Here is a 21,796-nt window from a genome sequence, read left to right as displayed (position 1 = left end):
AGGGAGAAAAGGTGACCAGCAAGCTAGTGACGGAGGCCCCTTTAGTCTGGGACGTCGTGACCGACCGGTGGCGGGCCTTACGGGAGGCCGGCCCGGTCCGGTACGACGGGGGTCAGGGCCTGTGGCAGGTCACCGACCACCAGGGGGTCGCCGCCGTGCTGGCCGACCAGGCCACGTACTCCTCGGACATGTCCCCGATCGCCCCCACCCAGGAGGACTTCGACACCTTCCGGCAGGGCAACTTCGTCGGCATGGACCCGCCGGAGCACCGCAAGCTCCGCGCCCTGGTGAGCCAGGCCTTCACCCCGCGCGTCGTGCAGGGACTCGAACCGCGCATCGAGGCCGTCTGCACCCGATTACTGGACACGGTGGACGGCCGTGACCGGTTCGATCTGGTCGACACGCTGGCCTACCCCCTCCCGATCATCGTGATCGCCGAACTGCTCGGCGTACCCTTCGAGGACCACACGCTCTTCCAGGACTGGGCGAGCACCCTGTTCAGCGGGGACCAGCTCGGCGAGAGCCTCGACATGGCCGACCTGGAACGCGCGCTGGAAGCCATCGCCCCCACCGTGCGGGAGATGAACGGCTACGTCCTGGAGCACATCCGCAACCGCCGTGCCCGGCCCGGCGAGGACCTCACCAGCAAACTCATCACCGCCGAGGTCGACGGCGTCCGCATGCAGGACCAGGAGATCGTCGGGTTCGTCGCCCTGCTGCTGGTCGCCGGACACATCACCACGACGGCCCTGCTGGGCAACGCCGTCGGCACCTTCGACCGGCATCCCGGTTCGCTCGCCGCGCTGCGCGCCGACCCCGGCCGGCTCCCGGACGCCATCGAGGAGGTGCTGCGCTGGCTTCCGCCCTTCCCCGAGCTCGGACGCCGCGTCACCAGGCCCGTGGTGCTCGGCGGCCACGACATCCCCGCCGACTCGCTGGTGATGGTCAACCTCGGCGCGGCGAACCGCGATCCCGCCCGGTTCGCCTCGCCGGACGTCCTCGACCTCGGCCGAACTCCCAATCCCCATCTGACGTTCGGTCACGGCATCCACTTCTGCTTCGGCGCCCCGCTGGCCCGGCTGGAAGCGCGGATCGCGCTGCGCATGCTGCTTGAACGTTTCCGCGCCCTGGACGTCCCGTCGTACGACGACGTCGTCTTCCAGAACCCGGCCGTCATCGTCGGCGTACGCCACCTGCCGGTCGAAGTCAGCCGCCCATAGCCGAAACGCCGACGTCCCCCGGCCCGGCCCGCACCGCTCACCCACGCGGACCGGTCCGTCATCCCTCCCTGGGCCGCAGTCATCAGGAGTCCCTTTCTCATGCCGTACCCCACCGCCGCTCTGGTCACCGACCGCCGACCGTCCCCCGTGCGTGAAGCACTGCAACACCGCCTGGAACACCTCGCCCGCACGCACCGGGTACCGGGCGCCCAGCTCGTCGTCGACTCCGGGACGCACGTCCTGAGCCTGCACACCGGCACGGCCGACGCCGGCACGGGCGCCCCGTTCACCGCCGAGACCGCCGTCCCGATCGGCTCGGTCACCAAGGTCTGCACCGCTGCCGCCGTGATGCTCCTGGCCGACGACGGCGACCTCTCCCCGGACGACGAAGTCGCCACGCTCCTCCCGGAGCTGCGTGCGTTACCGGAGGTGACCGTACGTCACCTGCTCAGTCACACCGCGGGCCTGCCCACCGGACCCGACTCGGACACCGCCGCCGGCACCACCGCGGCGCGCTATCTGTCGGCGGTGTGCACGGCCGAGGACGCGCTGTTCGCGCCCGGGACCGCGTTCTCGTACTCCAACGCCGGCTACGTCGCCGCCGGACGGCTGGTGGAAGCGGTGACGGGGATGAGCTGGCAGGAAGCCGTCCGGGCGCTGCTCCTGGACCCCCTGGGCATCGAGCCCTGCTTCCTCGGCGACACCTACTCCGACCGCCCGGCCGCCGCGGGACACGCCCTCAACACGGCCTCGGGCCGGGTGCGCGCGGCGCACCAGAACCTGGCCCCGCTGGAGGCACCCGCCGGCGCCGTGCAGGCGAGTGCACTGGACCTGGCGGCGCTCGGCAAGGCGCTCGTCGGCCGGTCCGCCGTGCTGCCGCCGGCCGCCGCCGCACAGATGCGCCGCCGGGAGGCCGCGGCCGACCCGGGAGTCCTGGCGAGCGGCTGGGGCCTCGGCGCCGCGCTGTTCCGGCAGGACGGACGCTGGTGGTGCGGGCACGACGGGAACGCCCAGGGCACCTCGTGCCATCTGCGCGCCGAACCCGACAGCGGCGTGGTGATCGCCTTCACCGGCAACGCCAAGGGCGCCACCGCGATGTGGCAGGACCTGGCCGCTGATCTGACCCGGATCACCGGGATGCGCGTGCCGACCGCCCCGGCCGGCGTGCGCCACGACCGGCCCGTCCCGCTGCCCGAGTCCGCGGGCACCTACCGCAACGGCGGCACCGAGTACCGGATCAAGCTCGACGGGGACGGCGTGCCGACGCTCTCCGTCGACGGCGACTGCCCCATACCGCTGGCCTGCTATCCGGACCTCGCCTGCGACCTGATCGACCCGGACACCGGGCGGCGCGAGCCCGGCGGGCGGTTCCACCGCGACCCCGCCACCGGCGTGATCGACCGCGTGCAGATATCCGGACGCACGGCCCGCCGCACCGGCACCCCCTGACGTCCGAGCCGCCGTCCCCGTCCTCGCCCGCACGCGCGGACAGCCGTCCCCACCGCCCCGGCGGGCCTTCGGGCTGTCTCCCCGCCGTCCCGGTCCGCGCGCACCGCTTCGTTCTTCGCCCATAAGGACTCCCCATGACGGACCCGCACGACATGGCCACCCCTGCGCCCCGCTCCCCGCAGGCCGACCACGCGCCCGCGCCCGACGACGGCGTCACCGCCGGTACGGCGACGTACGCGCCGCTCGGTGAGCTGTTCGCCGCCCAGGCCGCCCGTACCCCGTCGGCGCCCGCGCTGACCGACGGGCGGCGGACCTGGTCCTACCGCGAACTGGCCGCACGCGCCGACCGGCTGGCCGGCCACCTCGTGCGGAGCGGGGCCGGCCCGGACCGGCCCGTCGCGCTGGTCCTGCCCCGCTCGATGGAACTGGTCGCCGCGGAGCTGGCCGTGGCCCGGGCGGGCGCCGCCTTCCTGCCGGTGGACCCCGACTACCCGGCCGAACGGCGTGCCCTGATGCTGGCCGACGCCCGGCCCGCCGCGGTCCTCGACGACCTGGACCCGGTCCGTGCCGTCATGGCCGAGAAGAACACCGCCCAGGGGGCCCCGGTCCGGCTCCCGGAGGCGGACGCCGACCACGCGGCCTACGTCATCTTCACCTCCGGCTCCACCGGGACCCCCAAGGGCGTGACGGTCACCCACCGGGGCATCGGCGGCTTCGCGGCGGCCGCCGCGGACCGGTACGCCGTCGGCCCGGGCGACCGCGTGCTGCAGTTCTCCTCGCCGAGCTTCGACGCCTCCGTCCTGGAGCTGTTCATCTCGCTCCTGACGGGCGCGACGATGGTGGTGCCGCCCGACGGGCCGTGGCTGGGCGACGAACTCGCCACCGTGCTGGACGAGCACCGCATCACCCACGCACTCATCCCGCCGGCCGCGCTCGCCACGCTGCCCGACCCGGCGGCGAACGGCGGCGCACGTCATCTGCGCACGCTGATCGTGGGAGCCGAAGCCTGTCCCGCGGCCCTCGTCGACCGCTGGGCGCCGGGACGCCGCATGATCAACTCGTACGGGCCGACCGAGGCCACGATCGTCACCTCGTGGACCGGCGCCCTCTCGGCCGGCGGCGGCACTCCGACGATCGGCGCCCCGCTGCCCGGCCTGCGGGCCCACGTACTGGACGAGGCGATGCGGCCCGTGCCGCCCGGCGCCGACGGCGAACTGTTCGTGGGGGGCGACGGACTGGCCCGCGGCTACCTCGGCCGGCCGGGCCTGACCGCCGCCCGCTTCGTCGCCAGCCCCTTCGGACCGCCCGGCGCCCGGCTGTACCGCACCGGCGACCGGACGCGCTGGACGGCGGACGGCGAGCTGGAGTTCCTGGGCAGGCTCGACCGGCAGGTGAAGGTGCGCGGCTTCCGCATCGAACCCGGCGAGATCGAGGCGGCCCTTGCAGGCGAGAACCAGGTCCGTGAAGCCGTCGTCGTGGTACGCGAGGACGAGCCGGGCCGGCAGCGGCTCGTCGGCTACGTCACGCCCGCCGACCCCCGGCACGCCCCACAGCCGGCCGCGTTGCGCGCGGCGCTCGCCGCCTCCCTGCCGGCACACCTGGTCCCGTCGGCGATCGTCGTCCTGGACGCCCTGCCGCTCACCCCGCAGCACAAGGTGGACCGGCGTGCCCTGCCCGCGCCCGGCCCCGCGTCCACCGCCGGCCGCGTCCCGCCGCGCACCCCCGAGGAGCGGTCACTGGCCGCCGTCTGGGCGGACGTGCTGGGCGCCGAAGGCATCGGCGTGGAGGACGACTTCTTCGACCTGGGCGGCGACTCGATCCTCGCCGCCCGCATGCTGTCCCGGATACGCGACGAACTCGGCGTACGCCTGTCCGTCCGGGACGTGTTCACCGCGCGGACCGTCGCCGACCTGGCCCCGCTGCTCGGCGACCCGGCCGCCACCGCGGCGCCGGACCCGATCCCGCCGGCCCCGCGGGACCGGCCCCTTCCGCTGTCCAGCGCCCAGCGACGGCTGTGGTTCCTCAACGACCTCAGCGCGGGCGGCACCGAGTACAACACCGGTGTCGCGCTGCGCCTGCGCGGAGCACTCGACGACGGCGCGCTGCGCCGTGCCCTGGACCGGCTCGCCGCCCGCCACGGCTCCCTGCGCACCACCTTCACCACCGTGGACGGGCAGGACGCGCAGCACGTGAGCGACGCCGCCGCGGTGCCGCTGCGGACGGCGGATCTCGGCCGTCTCCCCGCCGACGGCCGCGCCGAGGCCACCGAGCGACTCCTGACCGAGGAACTGGGCCGCCCCTACGACCTGGCGACGGGACCGCTCACCCGCGCCCTGCTCGTCCGCCGCACCGACGACGACCACCTGCTCCTGCTGGCCCAGCACCACATCGTCACCGACGGCTGGTCCGTCGGCGTCCTGACCCGCGACCTGGCCGCGCTCTACCACGCGGAGGTGTCAGGTACCCCCGACGGACTGTCCGAGCCGGGCGTGCAGTACCCGGACTTCGCCGTGTGGGAACGGCAGCGGCGGTCCACGGACGGCGACGCCGAGAGCCTCGCGTACTGGAAGCGGCACCTGACCGGCATGCAGCAGCTGGAACTGCCCACGGACCGGCCCCGGCCCGCCGTGCGCACCACCGCCGGAGCGGCGCACCGCCACGAGCTGTCCGCCGAACTCGTCGCCCGGCTGCGGCACTTGGCGAGCGGCCGGGGCACGACCCTGTTCACCCTCTTCGCGGGCGCCGCCGCCGTTCTGTTCTCCCGGTACTCCGGGCAGCGGGACGTGGCGTTCGGCACCGTCACCAACGGGCGGGGCCGCGGCGACCTGGAGGACGTCACCGGGTTCTTCGCCAACACCGTGGTGCTGCGTGGTGAGGTGGACGACAAGGTCACGGTCGACCGGTTCGTGGAGAGCATGCGCGCGACCGTGCTGGACGCCTTCGCGCACGACGGGGTGCCCTTCGACCGGGTGGTGGAGGAGCTGGCCCCGCCCCGGGACCCGAGCCGCACCCCGCTGGTGCAGGCGCTCGTGGTGCAGCAGACCGCCCCGGCGTACCCGCCGCGGGCCGGCGGGCTGCGGATCGAGGACCATCCGCTGCCCCGGCCGGCGGCCCGCTTCGACCTGGTCCTGGAGTTCGCGCCGCGTCCCGACGGCGGATCCGAGCTGACGGTCGAGTACAACACGGACCTCTTCGAGGCACGCACCGTGGCCCGGATGAGCCGTCACCTGCACCGCCTGCTGGAGGGCATGGCGGACGGCCCGCACCGGACGGTCGCCGAACTGCCGCTGCTGTCGGACGACGAGCGGCGCACCCTGCTCGACGCCTGGAACCCGCCGCCGCGCGACGGGCAGGACACCACGGACAGCACGCTGGCCGCGCTGTTCGAGGCGCAGGTGGCCAGGACCCCCGACCGGACCGCCGTGGTCTGCGGCCCCGTACGGCTCGACTACGCCGAGGTGAACCGGCGCGCCAACCGCCTCGCCCGGCTGCTGATCGGCCGCGGCGCGGGCCCCGAGACGCTGGTCGCGCTCTGCCTGCCGCGCACCGCCGACCTGCTGCCGGTGCTCTGGGCCGTCCTGAAGTCGGGCGCCGGATACCTGCCGGTGGATCCCGGCTACCCGGCCGAGCGCATCCGCTTCATGCTCGACGACGCGGCTCCCGCGCTGGTCGTCGCCGCCCGCGACACGGCCGGCGTACTGCCCGAGGGGTGCGAACCGCTGATCCTGGAGGACTGCGCCGTCGACGGCGCCGGGGCCCTCGACCCGTCCGACGCGAACGTGACCGACGCCGAGCGCCCGCAGCCGCTGGACCCCGCCCATCCCGCCTACGTCATCTACACCTCGGGCTCGACCGGCCGCCCCAAGGGGGTCGTGGTCGCCCAGCGCAGCGTGGCCGCACTGGCCACCTGGGCGGAGGAGGAGTTCGGCACCGACCGGCTGGCGCACGTCGTCGCCTCCACCTCGCTCAACTTCGACGTCTCGGTCTTCGAGATGCTGTGCCCCCTGCTGGCAGGCGGCGGCGTCGAGCTGGTCGACGACCTGCCCGCGCTCGCCGACACGCCGGGGACGCGGCGGGCCGGGCTGGTCAGCGGCGTGCCGTCGGTGGTCTCCCGGATGCTGACGGGCGACGCCACCGCGGTCGAGGCCGACACCGTCGTCCTGGCCGGCGAGGCGCTGCCCGCGCAGACCGTGCGGGACCTGCGGCGCGCGATGCCCGGCGGTGAGGTGGCCAACATCTACGGGCCGACCGAGGCGACCGTCTACGCCACCGCGTGGTTCGCCGGGGACGCCGTGCCCGACCAGGCCCCGCCCATCGGCAGACCGGTGGCCCGCACCCGGGCCTACGTCCTGGACCGCCTGCTGCGCCCGCAGCCTCCGGGAGTCACGGGAGAACTCCACCTCGGGGGCGGCGGCCTGGCCCGCGGCTACCTGCGGCGCCCCGGCCTGACCGCCGCCCGGTTCGTCGCCGACCCCTACGGCGCGCCCGGCGACCGGATGTACCGCACCGGGGACCTGGTGCGCTGGACCGCCGACGGCGAGCTGGAGTACCTCGGGCGGACCGACCAGCAGGTCAAGGTACGGGGATTCCGCATCGAGCTCGGCGAGGTGGAGGAGGCCCTGCGCACGTGCGAGGGCGTGGCCGAGGCGGCCGCCACCGCCCGGGAGAGCGACGGGCACCGGCGCCTGGTCGGGTATGTCGTACCCGCCGCGGGAGCGCGCGTCGAACCGGAGTCGGTGCGCCGGACACTCGGCGCGTCGCTGCCCGACTACATGGTGCCCGCGGCCGTCGTGGTGCTGAGCGCCCTGCCGCTCAACCCCAACGGCAAACTGGACCGCGCCGCGCTCCCGGACCCGGGACCCGCCACGCACACCACGCGCCACGTCGCGCCCCGCACTCCCACCGAGCGGACCCTCGCCGCCGTCTGGGCGGACGTCCTGCACGTGGAGCGGGTCGGGGCGGACGACAACTTCTTCGCGCTCGGCGGCGACTCCATCCTCAGCATCCAGGTGGTGGCGCAGGCCCGGCGGGCCGGCCTGACGGTGACCTCGCGCGACGTCTACCGGCACCAGACGGTCGCCGCCCTCGCCCGGTGCGCGGACGCCGCCAAAAGCCGCAGGACCGCCGCGCCCGCCCCCGTCGCGGCCACCGGAACCGCGCCGCTGACACCCATTCAGCACTGGCTCTTCGAGAGCGCCGCCGAACGCGCGGGCCACTTCGCCCAGACGCTGTCCGTGGAACTGCCCGACACCGTCGACGCCGCGGCCCTCGAGGACGCCCTGAACGACCTGGTCGCCCATCACGACGCCCTGCGTTCCCGCTTCCTCACCGGTCACGGCGACGCGGGCGTCCAGTGGCACATCGACGACGCGGCCCCCCGGCTGCACCTGGCACGCCACACCGGCCCCGACGCCGACGCCCCGCACACGGGCCCCTTCGACCTGTCCAGCGGCCCGCTGCTGCGCGCCGTGCTCCACGACCGGGAGCCCGGCCGCCGCCCCGTCCTGCACCTGGCCGTCCACCACCTGGTCGTCGACGGGATCTCCTGGCGCGTCCTGCTGGAAGACCTGGACCGGGCCTACGCCGCCCGCCGCGAGGGCCGCGACGGGACGGCGGCCCTGCCGGCGAAGTCGTCGGCGCTGCGGGACTGGGCCGGGCGCCTGGCCGCCCTCGCCGCCGACGGCGGCTTCGACGACGAGACGGCGTACTGGTCGCAGCCGGTCACGGAGACCGACACCGCGCTTCCCACGGACCTGACGGGCGCCAACACCTACGCCACGGCGCGCTCGGTGACCGTACGCCTCACTCCCGAGGACACCGCCGTCCTGCTGCGCACCCTGCCGGAGACCTACCGCACCCAGGCCAACGACGTACTGCTCAGCGCGCTGGGCCGGACCCTGTGCGGCTGGACCGGACACGACCGCGTCGTGGTGGACGTCGAAGGGCACGGCCGGGAGGAACTGTTCGCCGACGTCGACACCAGCCGTACCGTCGGCTGGTTCACCACCCGCCACCCCGTCGCCCTGACCGTCCCCCCGGACGCGGACTGGGACACGGTGCTCAAACGGGTCAAGGAACAGCTCCGCGCGGTGCCCCGGCACGGTCTGGGCCACGACGCCCTGCGCTACCTGGCCAGGCCCGGTTCGCTGCCCTCGGCGCCGACCGCACACATCAGCTTCAACTACCTGGGCCGGTTCGGGCTCGCGGACGGCCGGCCGGACAGCCTCTACCAGGCACCGGGCCGCCCCCTTGAGCTGGACGCCGACCCGCTGGCCGAGCGCCCGCACGCCCTGGAGGTCGTGGGGCAACTGGACGGCGACGCGCTGGAGTTCACCTGGTTCTACTCCGGGGAGCTGCACCGGGAGGCGACCGTCGCAGATCTCGCCGGACGGTACGCCGACGCGCTGGCGGGCCTCGCCCGGCACGCCGCCCGGCCGGGCGCCGCGGGGCGCACCCCCTCGGACTTCCCGCTGGCGCGGCTGGACCAGCGGGCCGTGGACCGGATCGTCGGGGACGACCCCGCCGCGGTCGAGGACGTCCACGCCCTCACGCCCACCCAGGCCGGCATGCTCTTCCACGGGCTCTCCCAGGACGACCGCAGCGCCTACTTCCAGCAGCTGACCTTCGTCCTGGACGGGATACCCGACCCCGCGGCACTGGCGGCCGCCTGGCAGCGGGTCACCGACCGCACCCCCGTGCTGCGCGGCCACGTCGCGTGGCAGGACATGCCCGAACCGCTGCTGGTGGTCCGGCGCCACGCGTCCGTGCCGGTCACGCACGCGGACTGGCGGGAGGTGCCGTTACCCGAACGGGAGGCGAGGCTGCGGGAGTTGCTGGACCGCGACCGGGAACGCGGCATCGACCTCGGACAGGCCCCGCTGCAACGCCTGGTGATCGCCCGGCTCTGCGACGACAGCGTGCGGGTGGTGTGGTCCTTCCACCACCTGATCCTCGACGGCTGGAGCCTGTTCCAGGTGCTGTCGGACGTCTTCACCTGCCATGCGCTGCCCGCCGGGACCGCCGGGGAGCCGGGCACGGCGGCCGACGACGCACTGCCCGACCGCCGGCCGTTCCGCGACTACGTGGCCTGGCTGCGCGACCGCGACGGCGAACAGGCCGAACAGCACTGGCGGGACCGCCTGTCCGGCCTCGGCGAGTCCACCCCGCTGCCCTACGACCGTGAACCGCGCGAGACCCACCGCGCCGAGTCCACCCAGGCGGTCCGGGTCACGGTTCCCGCCGCCGCCAGCCGGGCGCTGGAGGAGCTGGCCAGAACGGCGGGCCTGACCCTCAACACCCTCGTCCAGGGCGCCTGGGCGCTGCTGCTGAGCCGTCAGGCGGGCCGCGACGACGTGGTGTTCGGCACCACCGTCTCCGGGCGTCCCCCCGAGCTGCCCGGTGCCGAGGCCATGACCGGCCTGTTCATCACGACACTGCCGACCCGCGTCGCCGCACCGCGCGACGAGACCCTCCTCGACTGGCTGAGCCGGCTCCAGCAGGACCAGAGCGAGGACCGGCGGTTCGACCACATGCCGCTCACCCGCATGAAGGGGTTCACCGAACTCCCGGACGGGGTCGCCCTGTTCGACAGCATCGTGGTCTTCGAGAACTACCCGGTCGACGACGGACTCGCCGCCGCGCACGGGCTGCGCCTGAGCGACCTGGACGGCATCGAGACCACCAACTACCCCCTCAGCCTGGTGGCCTACCCCGGCCCCGAACTCGGGCTGCGCCTCGGCTACGACCCCGAGCTGTTCGACACCGGCACCGTCGCGCGGATGGCCGAGTACCTCACCGTCCTGCTGGAGGGCATGGCCGCGGCACCGCAACGCCCCGCCGCGAGGCTGCCGTTGCTGACCCCCGCCCGCCGGGACCAGGTCCTGCGCGGCTGGAACGACACGGCCACCGACGCGCCGGACGCCACGGTCGCGGACCTGTTCGCCGCCCAGGTGCGGCGCACCCCGGACGCCGTCGCCCTTGAGGCCGGCGCCGAGCACCTCACCTACCGGGAGCTGGACACCCGGGCGGCGCGACTCGCCGCCCGGCTGACCGCGCTCGGTGTACGGGCCGAGGTCCCGGTCGGCGTGCTGATGGACCGCTCGGTCACCCTCGTCGTCACCCAGCTCGCCCTCGCCCGCACCGGCGGGATCTACGTCCCGCTGGACGGCCGGGCACCGGGCGAGCGGCTGCGCCGCATGCTCACCGAGGCCGGCGCGCACCTGCTGCTCACCGACGCGGCCAGCGACGAGACGGCCCGCGCCGTGCATCCCGAGGGGGAGGTCGTACGGCTGGACGGAGCCGCCGGCGCAGGCGCGGAGGCCGTACGGCTGGACGGAGCCGCCGGCGGTGGGCCGGTACCGCTGGACGTCAACGCCGACGCTGCCGGGGCCGTGCCGCCGGACGGAGCCGCGGGGGCCGACGGTGACGCGTCCGGTTCCCGGCGTCCGGCCGGTGTCGCGGTGCACCCGGACAACGTCCAGTACCTCATGTTCACCTCCGGCTCCACCGGTGTCCCCAAGGGCGTCGCCGTGCGCCAGCGGGACGTGGCCGCGCTCGCACTCGACCGCGCCTTCGCCGGCCACGACCGCGTCCTCGTGCACTCCCCGCACGCCTTCGACGCCTCCACCTACGAGCTGTGGGTCCCGCTGCTGCGTGGCGGGACCGCCGTGCTGGCCCCGCCGGCCGACCTGGACGCCGCCGTCGTCCGGCGCGCGATCACCGAGCAGGGCGTGCGGTGCCTGTGGCTGACCGCGGGACTGTTCCGCCTCCTCGCCCAGGAGGACCCCACCTGCCTGCGCGGCGCCCTGGAGGTGTGGACCGGAGGCGAGGCCGTGCCGGGCGCGGTGGTCCGCCGTGTCCTGGACGCCTGCCCCGGCCTAAGACTCGTCGACGGCTACGGCCCGACCGAGACCACCACCTTCGCCACCCGGCGCGTCTTCCGCGCCGGTGATCCGCTGCCCCCGGTGCTGCCCATCGGCCGCCCGCTGGACAACACGCGGGTGTACGTCCTGGACGACGCGCTCCAGCCCCAACCGCCGGGCATCCCCGGCGAGTTGTTCGTCGCCGGTGCCGGAGTGGCCCGCGGCTACGCCGGACGCCCCGGCGCGACCGCCGCCCGCTACCTCGCCGACCCGTTCGGCCCGCCCGGCGCCCGCATGTACCGCACCGGCGACATCGTGCGCTGGAGCGGCGACGGCGAACTGCACTTCGTGGGACGTGCGGACGACCAGATCAAGATCCGCGGCTTCCGGGTGGAACCCGCCGAGATCGAGGCCCGGCTCACCGCCCACCCGGCCGTCGTGGAGGCGGTCGTCTCCGTGTACGAGGAGGGCGGGCGCAAGCGGCTGGCCGCCCACCTCGTGCCCGCCCCCGCCGCCGCCGTACCGCCGGCCGCCGAACTGCGCACCCACCTGTCGGCCGACCTGCCCGACTACATGCTGCCCGCCGCGTTCGTCACCGTGGCGGAGCTGCCCCTGACGGGCAACGGCAAGGTGGACCGGCGGCGCCTCCCGGCCCCCGACTGGTCGGCGGCCGGCGACACCGCGTACCGTGCGCCGCGCACCGGGACCGAGCGGATCCTCGGCGAGATCTGGGCCGAGCTGCTCGGCGTCGAACGGGTCGGCGCCGACGACAACTTCTTCATGCTGGGCGGCGACTCGATCCTCAGCATCCAGGTCGTCTCCCGCGCCCGCGCCGCAGGCCTCGCCCTGACGCCCCGGGACCTGTTCCGGCACCCCACCGTCGCCGCGCTGGCCGCCGCCACCGGCACCGCCGCGCCCGTCGCCGGGACCGGCCCGGTGAGCGGTGAGGTCGCCCTCACGCCCATCCAGCACTGGTTCCTGGACGCCGGCCCGCACCGCCCGGAGTTCTTCAACCAGTCCGTCGTCGTGGAGACGGCCGACGTCGACCCGGCCGCCCTGCGCCGCGCGCTCGCCGCCCTGTGGGCGCACCACGACGCCCTGCGCTCCCGCTTCGCCCGCCGGGACGACGGGTCCTGGAGCCAGACCTGCGTCTCCGCGGACGCGCCGGCACCGGAGCTGCTGCGGGTCTGCGACCTGAGCGGTGCGGGCACCGCGGCGGCGGCGCGGGAGACCGAGGCCCGCGTCACGGCCGAGGCGCACGCCGCCTTCCGGCTCGACACCGGCCCGCTGCTCACCGCCCGGCTCTTCACCGGCGCCCCCGGGTCTCCCGCGGACTCCGGCACCCGCCCCGCCCGGCTGCTGCTGGCCGTGCACCACCTGGTCGTCGACGGTGTCTCCTGGCGCGTCCTCCTGGAGGACCTGGAGACCGCCTACCGGCAGGCCCTCGCCGGGGAACCGGTCCGCCTGCCGGCCCGCACCACCTCCGTCCAGGAGTGGGCGCGGCGACTGCGCGCCCACACCGGCGAAGGCGGCTTCGCGGCGGAACGCGCCCACTGGGACGCGGTGGCCCGGCACTGCGCGGACCCGCTCCCGGTGGAACTCGACGGCGGCAACACCACGGCCGACGTGCGCGCGGTGACCGTCCGGCTCGACGAGGAGCGCACCGACGACCTGCTGCGCAAGGTGCCCGGCGTCTACCGCACCCGCATCGACGACGTCCTGCTGACCGCGCTCGCCCGGACGCTCGCCGACTGGACCGGCCGAGGCACCGTCGCCGTGGACCTGGAGGGGCACGGCCGCGAGGACCAGCTCTTCGACGACGTCGACCTGTCCCGTACGGTCGGCTGGTTCACCACCCTGTTCCCGGTCGCCCTCGACGCGGGGGAGGGGGACTGGGGCACCGCCCTGAAGTCCGTCAAGGAGCAGCTGCGGGCCGTGCCGGAGCGCGGCCTGGGCCACGGCGCGCTGCGGTACCTCGCCGGGGACGGCGGACTCGCGGAAGCGCCGACGCCCGGCGTCAGCTTCAACTACCTGGGCCGGTTCGACTGGTCCGCCGCCGACGGCGTACTCGTCCGTTCCGTGCCCGACGGCCTGGACGGCGCAGAGGCTCCCGGGCAGGAGCGCCCGCACGTGCTCGACGTGGTGGCCCGGGTGGAGGACGGCCGCCTCGAGGTCACCTGGTACTACAGCGCCGGACTGCACCGCGAGGAGACGGTGGCCGGACTCGCCGAGGGCATGCTCGCGGCGCTCGGGAACCTGGTCGCCCACTGCTCGCGCCCGGACGCCGGCGGCCGCACGCCCTCGGACTTCCCGCTGGCGCGCGTCGACCAGACGGCCGTGGACCGGGTCGTGGGCGACGGTCAGGCGGTCGCCGACCTGTACCCGCTGACGCCGATGCAGGCAGGCATGCTGTTCCACAGCCTGATGGACACGGACGCCGGCACCTACCTCAACCAGGTGCAGCTCGTGCTCTGCGGGGTCCGGGACGCGCACGCCCTCGCCGAGGCGTGGCAGCGCACCGCGGACGCCAACCCGATGCTCCGCACCCGGCTGGTGTGGCAGGAGACGGCCGAGCCCCTCCAGGTCGTGCAGCACCGGGCCGAGGTGCCCGTCACGCACCACGACTGGTCCCAGTGGCCGGCCGGGCGCCGTGAACGGGAACTCGACCGGATGCTCGACGAGGACCGCCGGGCGGGCGTCGACCTGTCCGCCGCGCCGCTGATGCGGCTGACCCTGATCCGGCTGTCGCCCGAGCGGGTGCGGATGGTGTGGACCTTCCACCACGTCCTGCTCGACGGATGGAGCGCCGCCCAGGTGTTCGACGAGGTGTGCGAGCGGTACGCGGCTCTGACCTCCGGGCGCCGGCCGCAGGTCCCGGACCGCTCACCCTTCAGTGACTACCTGGGCTGGCTGGCCCGGCAGGACACCGGGCGCGCGGAACGGTACTGGCGCGAGGCGCTGGCAGGTTTCTCCGTCCCCACCGAGCTGCCGCGCGACCGGCGGCCCGCCGAGGCCCACGGCACGTCCTCGTCGGGGTCGGTCCGGGTCACGCTCGACGCCGGCGTGTCGGCGCGGCTGCGGGAGACCGCGCAGCGCGCCGGGCTCACCGTCAACACGGTGCTCCAGGGTGCCTGGGCCCTGCTGCTGTCCCGGTACGGCGGCGGTGACGACGTGGTGTTCGGCACGACCGTGTCCGGGCGCCCCGCCGAACTGCCGGGAGTGACCTCGATGGTCGGCGTGTTCATCAACACGCTGCCCACCCGGGCGCGGATCGACGGACGGCGTCGGCTGCTGGAGTGGCTTCGCGAGCTCCAGGCCGCCCAGTCGGAGTCCCGGCGCCACGACTTCGTCTCCCTCGCCCAGCTCCAGACGTGGAGCGACGTGCCGGGCGGCACCACGCTGTTCGACAGCATCGTCGTCTTCGAGAACTATCCGTTCGACGCCAACGCCCTGGCCCGGCACGGACTGGCCATGGAGCAGGAACGCGACCTGGAGCCGACCAACTACCCGCTCAGCGTGGTGGTCGCGCCGGGTGACACCCTCGCGGTCGCCCTCGACTACGACCCGGAGGCCTTCGACCCCGCGACGGTCGAGGGGCTCGGCGCGAGCCTGCGCACCCTTCTCATCGAGATGGCCACCGACCCAGAGCGCTGCCTGGACGATCTGCCGCTGGTCGCACCGGAGCAGGGCCGCCGCCTCGTCGACCGGCTGGGCGGCCCGGTGACCCGGGCGCCGCGCCGGACCCTGCCCGAGGCGTTCCAGGAGCAGGCCGCACGCACCCCCGACGCCCCGGCCGTCCTGGCGGGCGCCGAGTGCCTCAGCTACCGGCAGCTCAACGAGCGCGCCAACCGGCTGGCCCGGCTGCTGGTCGACGCGGGCGCCGGACCCGAGCGGTTCGTCGCGCTGGCGCTGCCCCGCACGGCCGACCTGATCGTGGCCCTCCTCGCGGTGCTGAAGAGCGGCGCCGCCTACCTGCCGGTCGACCCCGGCTACCCGGCCGAGCGGATCGCGTTCCTCTTCGAGGACGTCCGCCCGGACGCCGTGGTGACCGGCGCGGAGACGTCCGGGCGGCTGCCCGACGGCCCGTTCGCGCGCATCGCACTGGACGATCCCGCGTGCGCCGCACGGCTGGCCGCCCGGTCCGCCGCCGACGTCGGGGACGCCGAGCGGCACGCGACCCTGCTGCCCGGGCACCCCGCGTACGTCATCCACACCTCCGGTTCGACCGGCCGCCCCAAGGGCGTCGTCGTCGCCCACGAATCCGTGGTGGCGCTGACCGACTGGGCCGCCGCCGAGTTCACCGGCCGGGGCCTCGCCCACGTCGTGGCCTCCACCTCGCTCAACTTCGACGTGTCGGTGTTCGAGATCCTCTCCCCGCTGCTCGCCGGAGGCTGCGTCGAGGTGGTCCGCGACCTGCTGGCCCTCGCCGAACGCGACCGGCCGTGGACCGCGGGGCTGCTCAGCGCCGTCCCGTCCGCCCTCGGCCGGCTGCTCGCCGAGGACACCGTCGACGTCACGGCGGACACCGTCGTCCTGGCCGGCGAGGCGCTGCCCGTCCGTACCGTCCAGCAGGTCCGGGAGGCGGTGCCCGGCTGCCGGGTGATGAACATCTACGGGCCCACCGAGGCCACCGTGTACGCCACGGCCTGGACCTGCGACCCGGCGGAACCCGACCGTGTTCCGGCGATCGGCCGGCCGGTGGGCGGCGCCCGCGCCTACGTCCTGGACGCCCGGCTGCGGCCGGTGCCCGCCGGAGCGCCCGGCGAGCTGTACCTCGCCGGGACCGGTGTGGCCCGCGGCTACCTGGGCCGCTCCGGCCTGACCGCGTCCCGCTTCCTCCCCGACCCGTACGGGCCGCCCGGCAGCCGCATGTACCGCACCGGGGACCTGGTGCGGTGGACCGCGCACGGCGACCTGGTGTACCTCGGCCGCAGCGACGACCAGGTGAAGGTGCGCGGCTTCCGCATCGAACTGGGCGAGGTCGAGGCCGCGCTGGCCCGGCACCCGCTGGTGTCCGCGGCCGCCGCCCGGGTGGTCGAACAGGACGGCCACCGGCGGCTCGTGGGGTACGTCGTCCCCGCCGGTGCCGAGGTCCCCGAGGCCGCCGCGCTGCGGGACTTCCTCGCCCGCACGCTCCCGGGCCACCTGGTCCCGGCGACCGTGCTGCCGCTGGAGCGGCTGCCGCTCGGGGCCACCGGCAAGCTGGACCGCAGGGCGCTGCCCGAACCCGTGTGGGCCGCGCCGGCCTCCGTCGACGCCCGCCCGCCGGGCACCGGCACCGAGCGGACCCTCGCCGCGATCTGGTCCGAGGTGCTGGGCGTGCCGGAAGTCGGCGCGCTGGACAACTACTTCGCCCTCGGCGGCGACTCCATCCTCGGCATCCAGATCGTCTCCGCCGCCCGCCGGGCCGGCCTCGTGCTGACCCCGCGGCACCTGTTCCTCCACCAGACCGTCGCCGAACTGGCCGCCGCCGCCGAGGACCTGCCGGCCGCGGCGACCACGGCCGAGCAGGGTCCCGTGGTGGGCGAGGCGCCGCTCACCCCGGTCCAGCACTGGCTGCTCGACACGCTCACCGGTGACCCGGCGCACTTCACCCAGACCGTCTCCTTCCACCTCGCCGACGACACCGACGAGACCCTCCTGCGTGCCGCCCTGACCGCGGTCGTCGAGCACCACGACGCCCTGCGCCTGCGGTTCGAGCGGGCCGGCGACGGGCGGTGGCGCCAGTACGGCGCCGCGCCCGGCGACCCGGCGCACCTGGAGGTGCACGACCTCCCCGAGGGGGCGGGCGCCGACACCGAGGCGGCACTGCGCGAGCGGGCCGCCCTGCTGGGCGCCGGCTTCGACCTGGGCGCCGGACCGCTGCTCCGGGGCGCCCTGTGCCGCCCCGGCGCAGGGCGGCGGCCGGTCCTGCTGCTGGCCGCCCACCACCTCGTGGTGGACGCGGTGTCGTGGCGGGTGATCCTGGAGGACCTGGAGAGCGCGTACCGGGCGCTGCGCGCCGGCGACCGACCGGACTTCGGTCCGAAGACCACCTCCTACCGCTCGTGGGCCGAGCGGCTCGCGGCGCACACCGCGGGCGGCGGCTTCGACGACGAACTCGCCCACTGGCGGGCCCTGGAGGGCGACGCGGCCCTGCCCGCCGACCTCTCGGGCGGCAACACCGTCGCCTGCGAGGAGACGCTGACGGTCGGACTGGACACCGAGGAGACCCGCCGCCTGCTCCAGGACGTGCCCGACGTCTACCGCACCCGCGTCAACGACGTCCTGCTGTGCGCCCTCGGCCGGGTCCTGACCCGCTGGACGGGCCGGGACCGGGTGACGGTGGCGCTGGAGGGCCACGGCCGGGAGGAACTGTTCGACGACGTCGACCTGTCCCGGACCGTCGGCTGGTTCACCACCCTGTTCCCCGTCGCACTGGAGGTCCCCCTGGACGCGGACCCCGGGACCGCGCTCAAGTCCGTCAAGGAGACCCTGCGGGCCGTGCCAAGCCGCGGACTGGGCTACGGCGCCCTGCGGCACCTGCACCCCACGGCGGCCGGACAGCTGCCGGCGCTGCCGCAGGTCGGCTTCAACTACCTGGGCCGGCAGGACCGGGACGTGTCCCCGGGCGGCCTGCTGCACGCGCCCTGGGACGGCCTCGCGGGCGGCATGGACCCCTCTTCGGACCGGCCCCACCTCCTCGACGTGCTGGGCCGGGTCACCGACAAGCGCCTGGAGTTCACCTGGTCGTACTCGCGTGAGGTGCACCGGCGCGACACCGTCGCCCGCCTGGCCGCCGAACTGGCCGACGAACTGCGCGCCATCGTGCGGCACTGCGCCGGACCCGGCGCGGGGGGCCGCACCCCCGCCGACTTCCCGCTGGCCCCGCTGGACCAGGCGGCCGTCGACCGGCTGGCCGGCACCGGCCGCGACGTCGTCGACATCTACCCGCTCACGCCCACCCAGACCGGCATGGTCGTCCACGCCATGGACGAACCGGGCGAGGGGCTGTACGTCGAGCAGATCACGTTCGTGATGGACGGCGTGCGGGACCCGCGGGTGCTGGCCGCCGCCTGGCAGCAGGTCGTCGACCGCACCCCCGTACTGCGCAGCGCCGTGGTCCTGGACGCGGCCCCCGTGCCGCTCCAGACCGTGCACCGTGAAGTCGTCCTGCCCGTCGCCGAGCACGACTGGAGCGACCTGGCACCCGAGCGGCGCGAGGCGGAGCTGGAACGGCTGCTGGCCGAGGACAAGGCGCGCGGCCTCGGCCTGGACAGTGCGCCGCTGCTGCGCGTCGCACTGATCCGGCTCGGCCCGGACGAGGTACGGGTGGTGTGGACCTTCCACCACGTGCTGCTGGACGGATGGAGCGTCTTCCACGTCCTGGCGGACGTCGTCGCGTGCCACGCCGCGCTCGCCGGGGGCGAGGCACCCCGGCTGCCGGAGCGCCGGCCCTTCGCGGACTACGCCGCCTGGCTCGCCGGCCGGGACGCCGCCGGGGCCGAGAACCACTGGCGGAAGGCCCTCGCGGACCTCACCGCCCCGACGCCGCTGCCGTACGACCGCCGGCCCGCCCAGGGCGCGGCGGCCCGCTCCGGCACCTGGCTGTCGCAGCATCTCGAACCGGCCGACACACGGCGGCTGCAGGACTTCGCCCGCCGCCACCGCCTCACCCTCAACACCCTGGTCCAGGGCGCCTGGGCGCTGCTGCTGGCGCGCTGCAGCGGCGAACGGGAGGTGTGCTTCGGCACCACCGTCTCCGGACGGCCCGCCGACCTGCCCGGCGCCGACACCATCACCGGGCTCTTCATCACCACCCTGCCCGCACGGGTCACCGTCGACGACGACGCGCCGTGCGACGCCTGGCTGCGCGAGATGCAGACCGCCCGCGCCGAGGACCGCCGCTTCGACCACACCCCGCTGACGGACCTGCACGACTTCAGCGCGGTGCCCGCCGGAACGGCGCTCTTCGACAGCCTGCTGGTCTTCGAGAACTATCCCGTGGGCGACACGACCGCGGGCGCCCACGGAGTGCGGGTGCGGGACCTGGACGCCCGGGAGGCCACCAACTACCCGCTCACCGTGGTCATCTCGCCCGGTGACCGGCTGGGCGTCGAACTCGGCTACGACCCGCGGTACTTCGAGGAGACCACCGCGCGTTCCCTGGCCGCCCGGCTGCTGCACACGCTGCGCGCCCTGGCCGGGTCCGCGGACACCGCGCCCCTCGCCGCGGTGGACGTGCTGCCGCCGGAGGAGCGGGCCCGGCTGCTCGACCTGCCCACCCGGCCGCGGTCCCGGCCGGTGACCCCGGCGACGCTGCCCGACCTGATCGAGGCCGCGGTGGACCGCAGCCCGACCGCGCCGGCCCTCGGCGCGCCGGGGCTGCTGCTGTCCTTCGCGGAGACGGAGGAGCGGGCGAACCGCCTGGCGCACCGTCTCATCGCCCGCGGCGCGGGCCCGGGAACCCTCGTCGCCCTGGTCCTGCCGCGCTCCGCGGAGATGGTCCTCGCCCAGCTCGCGGTGGCCAAGACCGGCGCGGCGTTCCTGCCGGTCGACCCCGGCTACCCGGCCGAACGGGTCGCGCTGATGCTGCGCGACGCCGAGCCCGCCCTCACCCTCGACGCCGGGGAGGTCGCCGGCCTGCTCGCCGCGGCACCGGACGGCGTACCCGGACACCGGCCCACCGACGCCGAACGCACCCGGCCGCTCGACCTCGACGACCCCGCCTACGTCATCTACACCTCGGGCTCCACCGGAACCCCCAAGGGCGTCGTCGTCACCCACCGCGGCCTCGCCGACTTCGCCGCCGCCGAGGCCGAGCACTACCAGGTGGGTCCGGGGGACCGCGTCCTGGCCTTCGCCACCCCCAGCTTCGACGCCTCGGTCCTGGAACTGTGCATGTCGCTGCCGAACGGCGCCCGCCTGGTCGTACCGCCGCCCGGCCCGCTGCTCGGCGCCGAACTCGCCGGCGTCCTGCGCGAGGCACGGATCAGCCACACGCTGCTGCCCCCGGCCGCCCTGGCCACGCTGCCGCCCGACACCCCCGGCACCCTGCCGGACCTGCGGACCCTCACGGTCGGCGCCGACGCGTGCGGCGCGGACCTCGTCGCCCGCTGGGCACCTCACCACCGCATGATCAACTCCTACGGGCCCACCGAGGCCACGGTCGTCGCCACCTGGTCGGCCCCACTGGAGCCGGACGGCACCGCGCCCCCCGTCGGCCGCCCGCTGCCGGCGACCCGGGCTCACGTCCTCGACGCGCGGCTGCGGCCGGTCCCCGACGGCGTCGCGGGCGAACTGTGGCTGAGCGGCCCCTCCCTTGCCCGGGGCTACCTGAACCGGCCGGGCCTGACCGCGACCCGCTTCACCGCCGACCCGTTCGGGCCGCCGGGCACCCGGATGTACCGCACCGGGGACCTGGTGCGGCGCGACGCCCGCGGCGAGCTGCACTACCTGGGCCGCACCGACCACCAGCTCAAGCTGCGCGGCCACCGCATCGAGGCGGGCGAGGTCGAACAGGTCCTGGTGCGGCACCCGGCCGTGCTGGACGCCGTGGTGACCGTACGGGAGGACGAGCCGGGGCTGCCGCGCCTGGTGGCCCACCTGCTCGCCGCGCCCGGCTGCGAGCCGCCCGCGTCCGCCGAACTGCGGGCGTCGGCCGCGCGCATCCTGCCCGGCCACATGGTCCCCTCGGCGTTCGTGGTGATGGAGCGCTTCCCTCTCACCGAGAACGGCAAGACCGACCGGGCCGCCCTGCCCGCCCCCGCACCCGGCGCGGAGGAGACACCCGGGCACGTCGCCCCCCGCACCCCCACCGAGGAGGCACTCGCCGCCATCTGGGAGGAAGCCCTGCACACGGCCGTGGGCGCGGAGGACGACTACTTCTCCCTGGGCGGCGACTCCCTGCGCGCCCTGCTCATCGCCTCCCGCGCCAACGACGCCTTCGGGGTGGCTCTCACCCCCCGCGACGTGCTGGTCACCCGCACCGTCGCCGGGCTGGCGGATCTGGTGGAGGAGCAGGTGCTGAGCGAACTCGAGGACGCCCTGCGCGGCGACAGCGACCACGACGAAGAACGGTGAGGACCGGACGACCATGACGTCTTCGAAGCGAAACCGCGCCGAGGCACTGCCCCAGGACCTTCAGGAGGCGCTGCGCCGCCGGCTGGCCGGACGGGCCGGCGGCGCGGGGGGGGGGAACACCCCGGAGGGAACACCCCACACCGCACACACCCCACCCACTCCACCTTCCTTCTCCCCCCCAAAGGCGTGGTTTCTCTGCCGGAT

3 protein-coding genes are annotated in these 21,796 nt (G+C 75.3%); all 3 read left to right on the top strand.

What is annotated here, in order from left to right; genetic code table 11:
• The first annotated feature begins 56 nt into the window (after positions 1–56).
• The 3 genes from AC069T_RS03135 (at position 57) to AC069T_RS03125 (ending at position 21,592) form a co-directional block, all read left to right on the top strand.
• Complete coding sequence (locus tag AC069T_RS03135) at positions 57–1,220, top strand: cytochrome P450 (protein ID WP_478781048.1); 1,164 nt, start codon at positions 57–59, stop codon at positions 1,218–1,220.
• A 99-nt stretch (positions 1,221–1,319) separates the two neighbouring features.
• Positions 1,320–2,669, top strand: a complete 1,350-nt coding sequence (locus AC069T_RS03130; protein ID WP_478781047.1) for a serine hydrolase domain-containing protein — start codon at positions 1,320–1,322, stop codon at positions 2,667–2,669.
• 134 nt (positions 2,670–2,803) lie between these two features.
• Entirely contained in the window at positions 2,804–21,592 is an 18,789-nt protein-coding gene (locus AC069T_RS03125; RefSeq protein WP_478781046.1) for a non-ribosomal peptide synthetase, read from the top strand.
• Positions 21,593–21,796: the final 204 nt, after the last annotated feature.

This window comes from Streptomyces sp. NPDC043867 (genome assembly GCF_056435845.1).
This window is presented reverse-complemented; position numbering and strand designations above follow the sequence as displayed.

What these genes read in the sequence shown, in the direction of transcription:
- AC069T_RS03130 (WP_478781047.1), top strand. Translation starts at nt 1,320, where the DNA reads ATGCCGTACCCCACCGCCGCTCTGGTCACCGACCGCCGACCGTCCCCC.
- AC069T_RS03125 (WP_478781046.1), top strand. Translation starts at nt 2,804, where the DNA reads ATGACGGACCCGCACGACATGGCCACCCCTGCGCCCCGCTCCCCGCAG.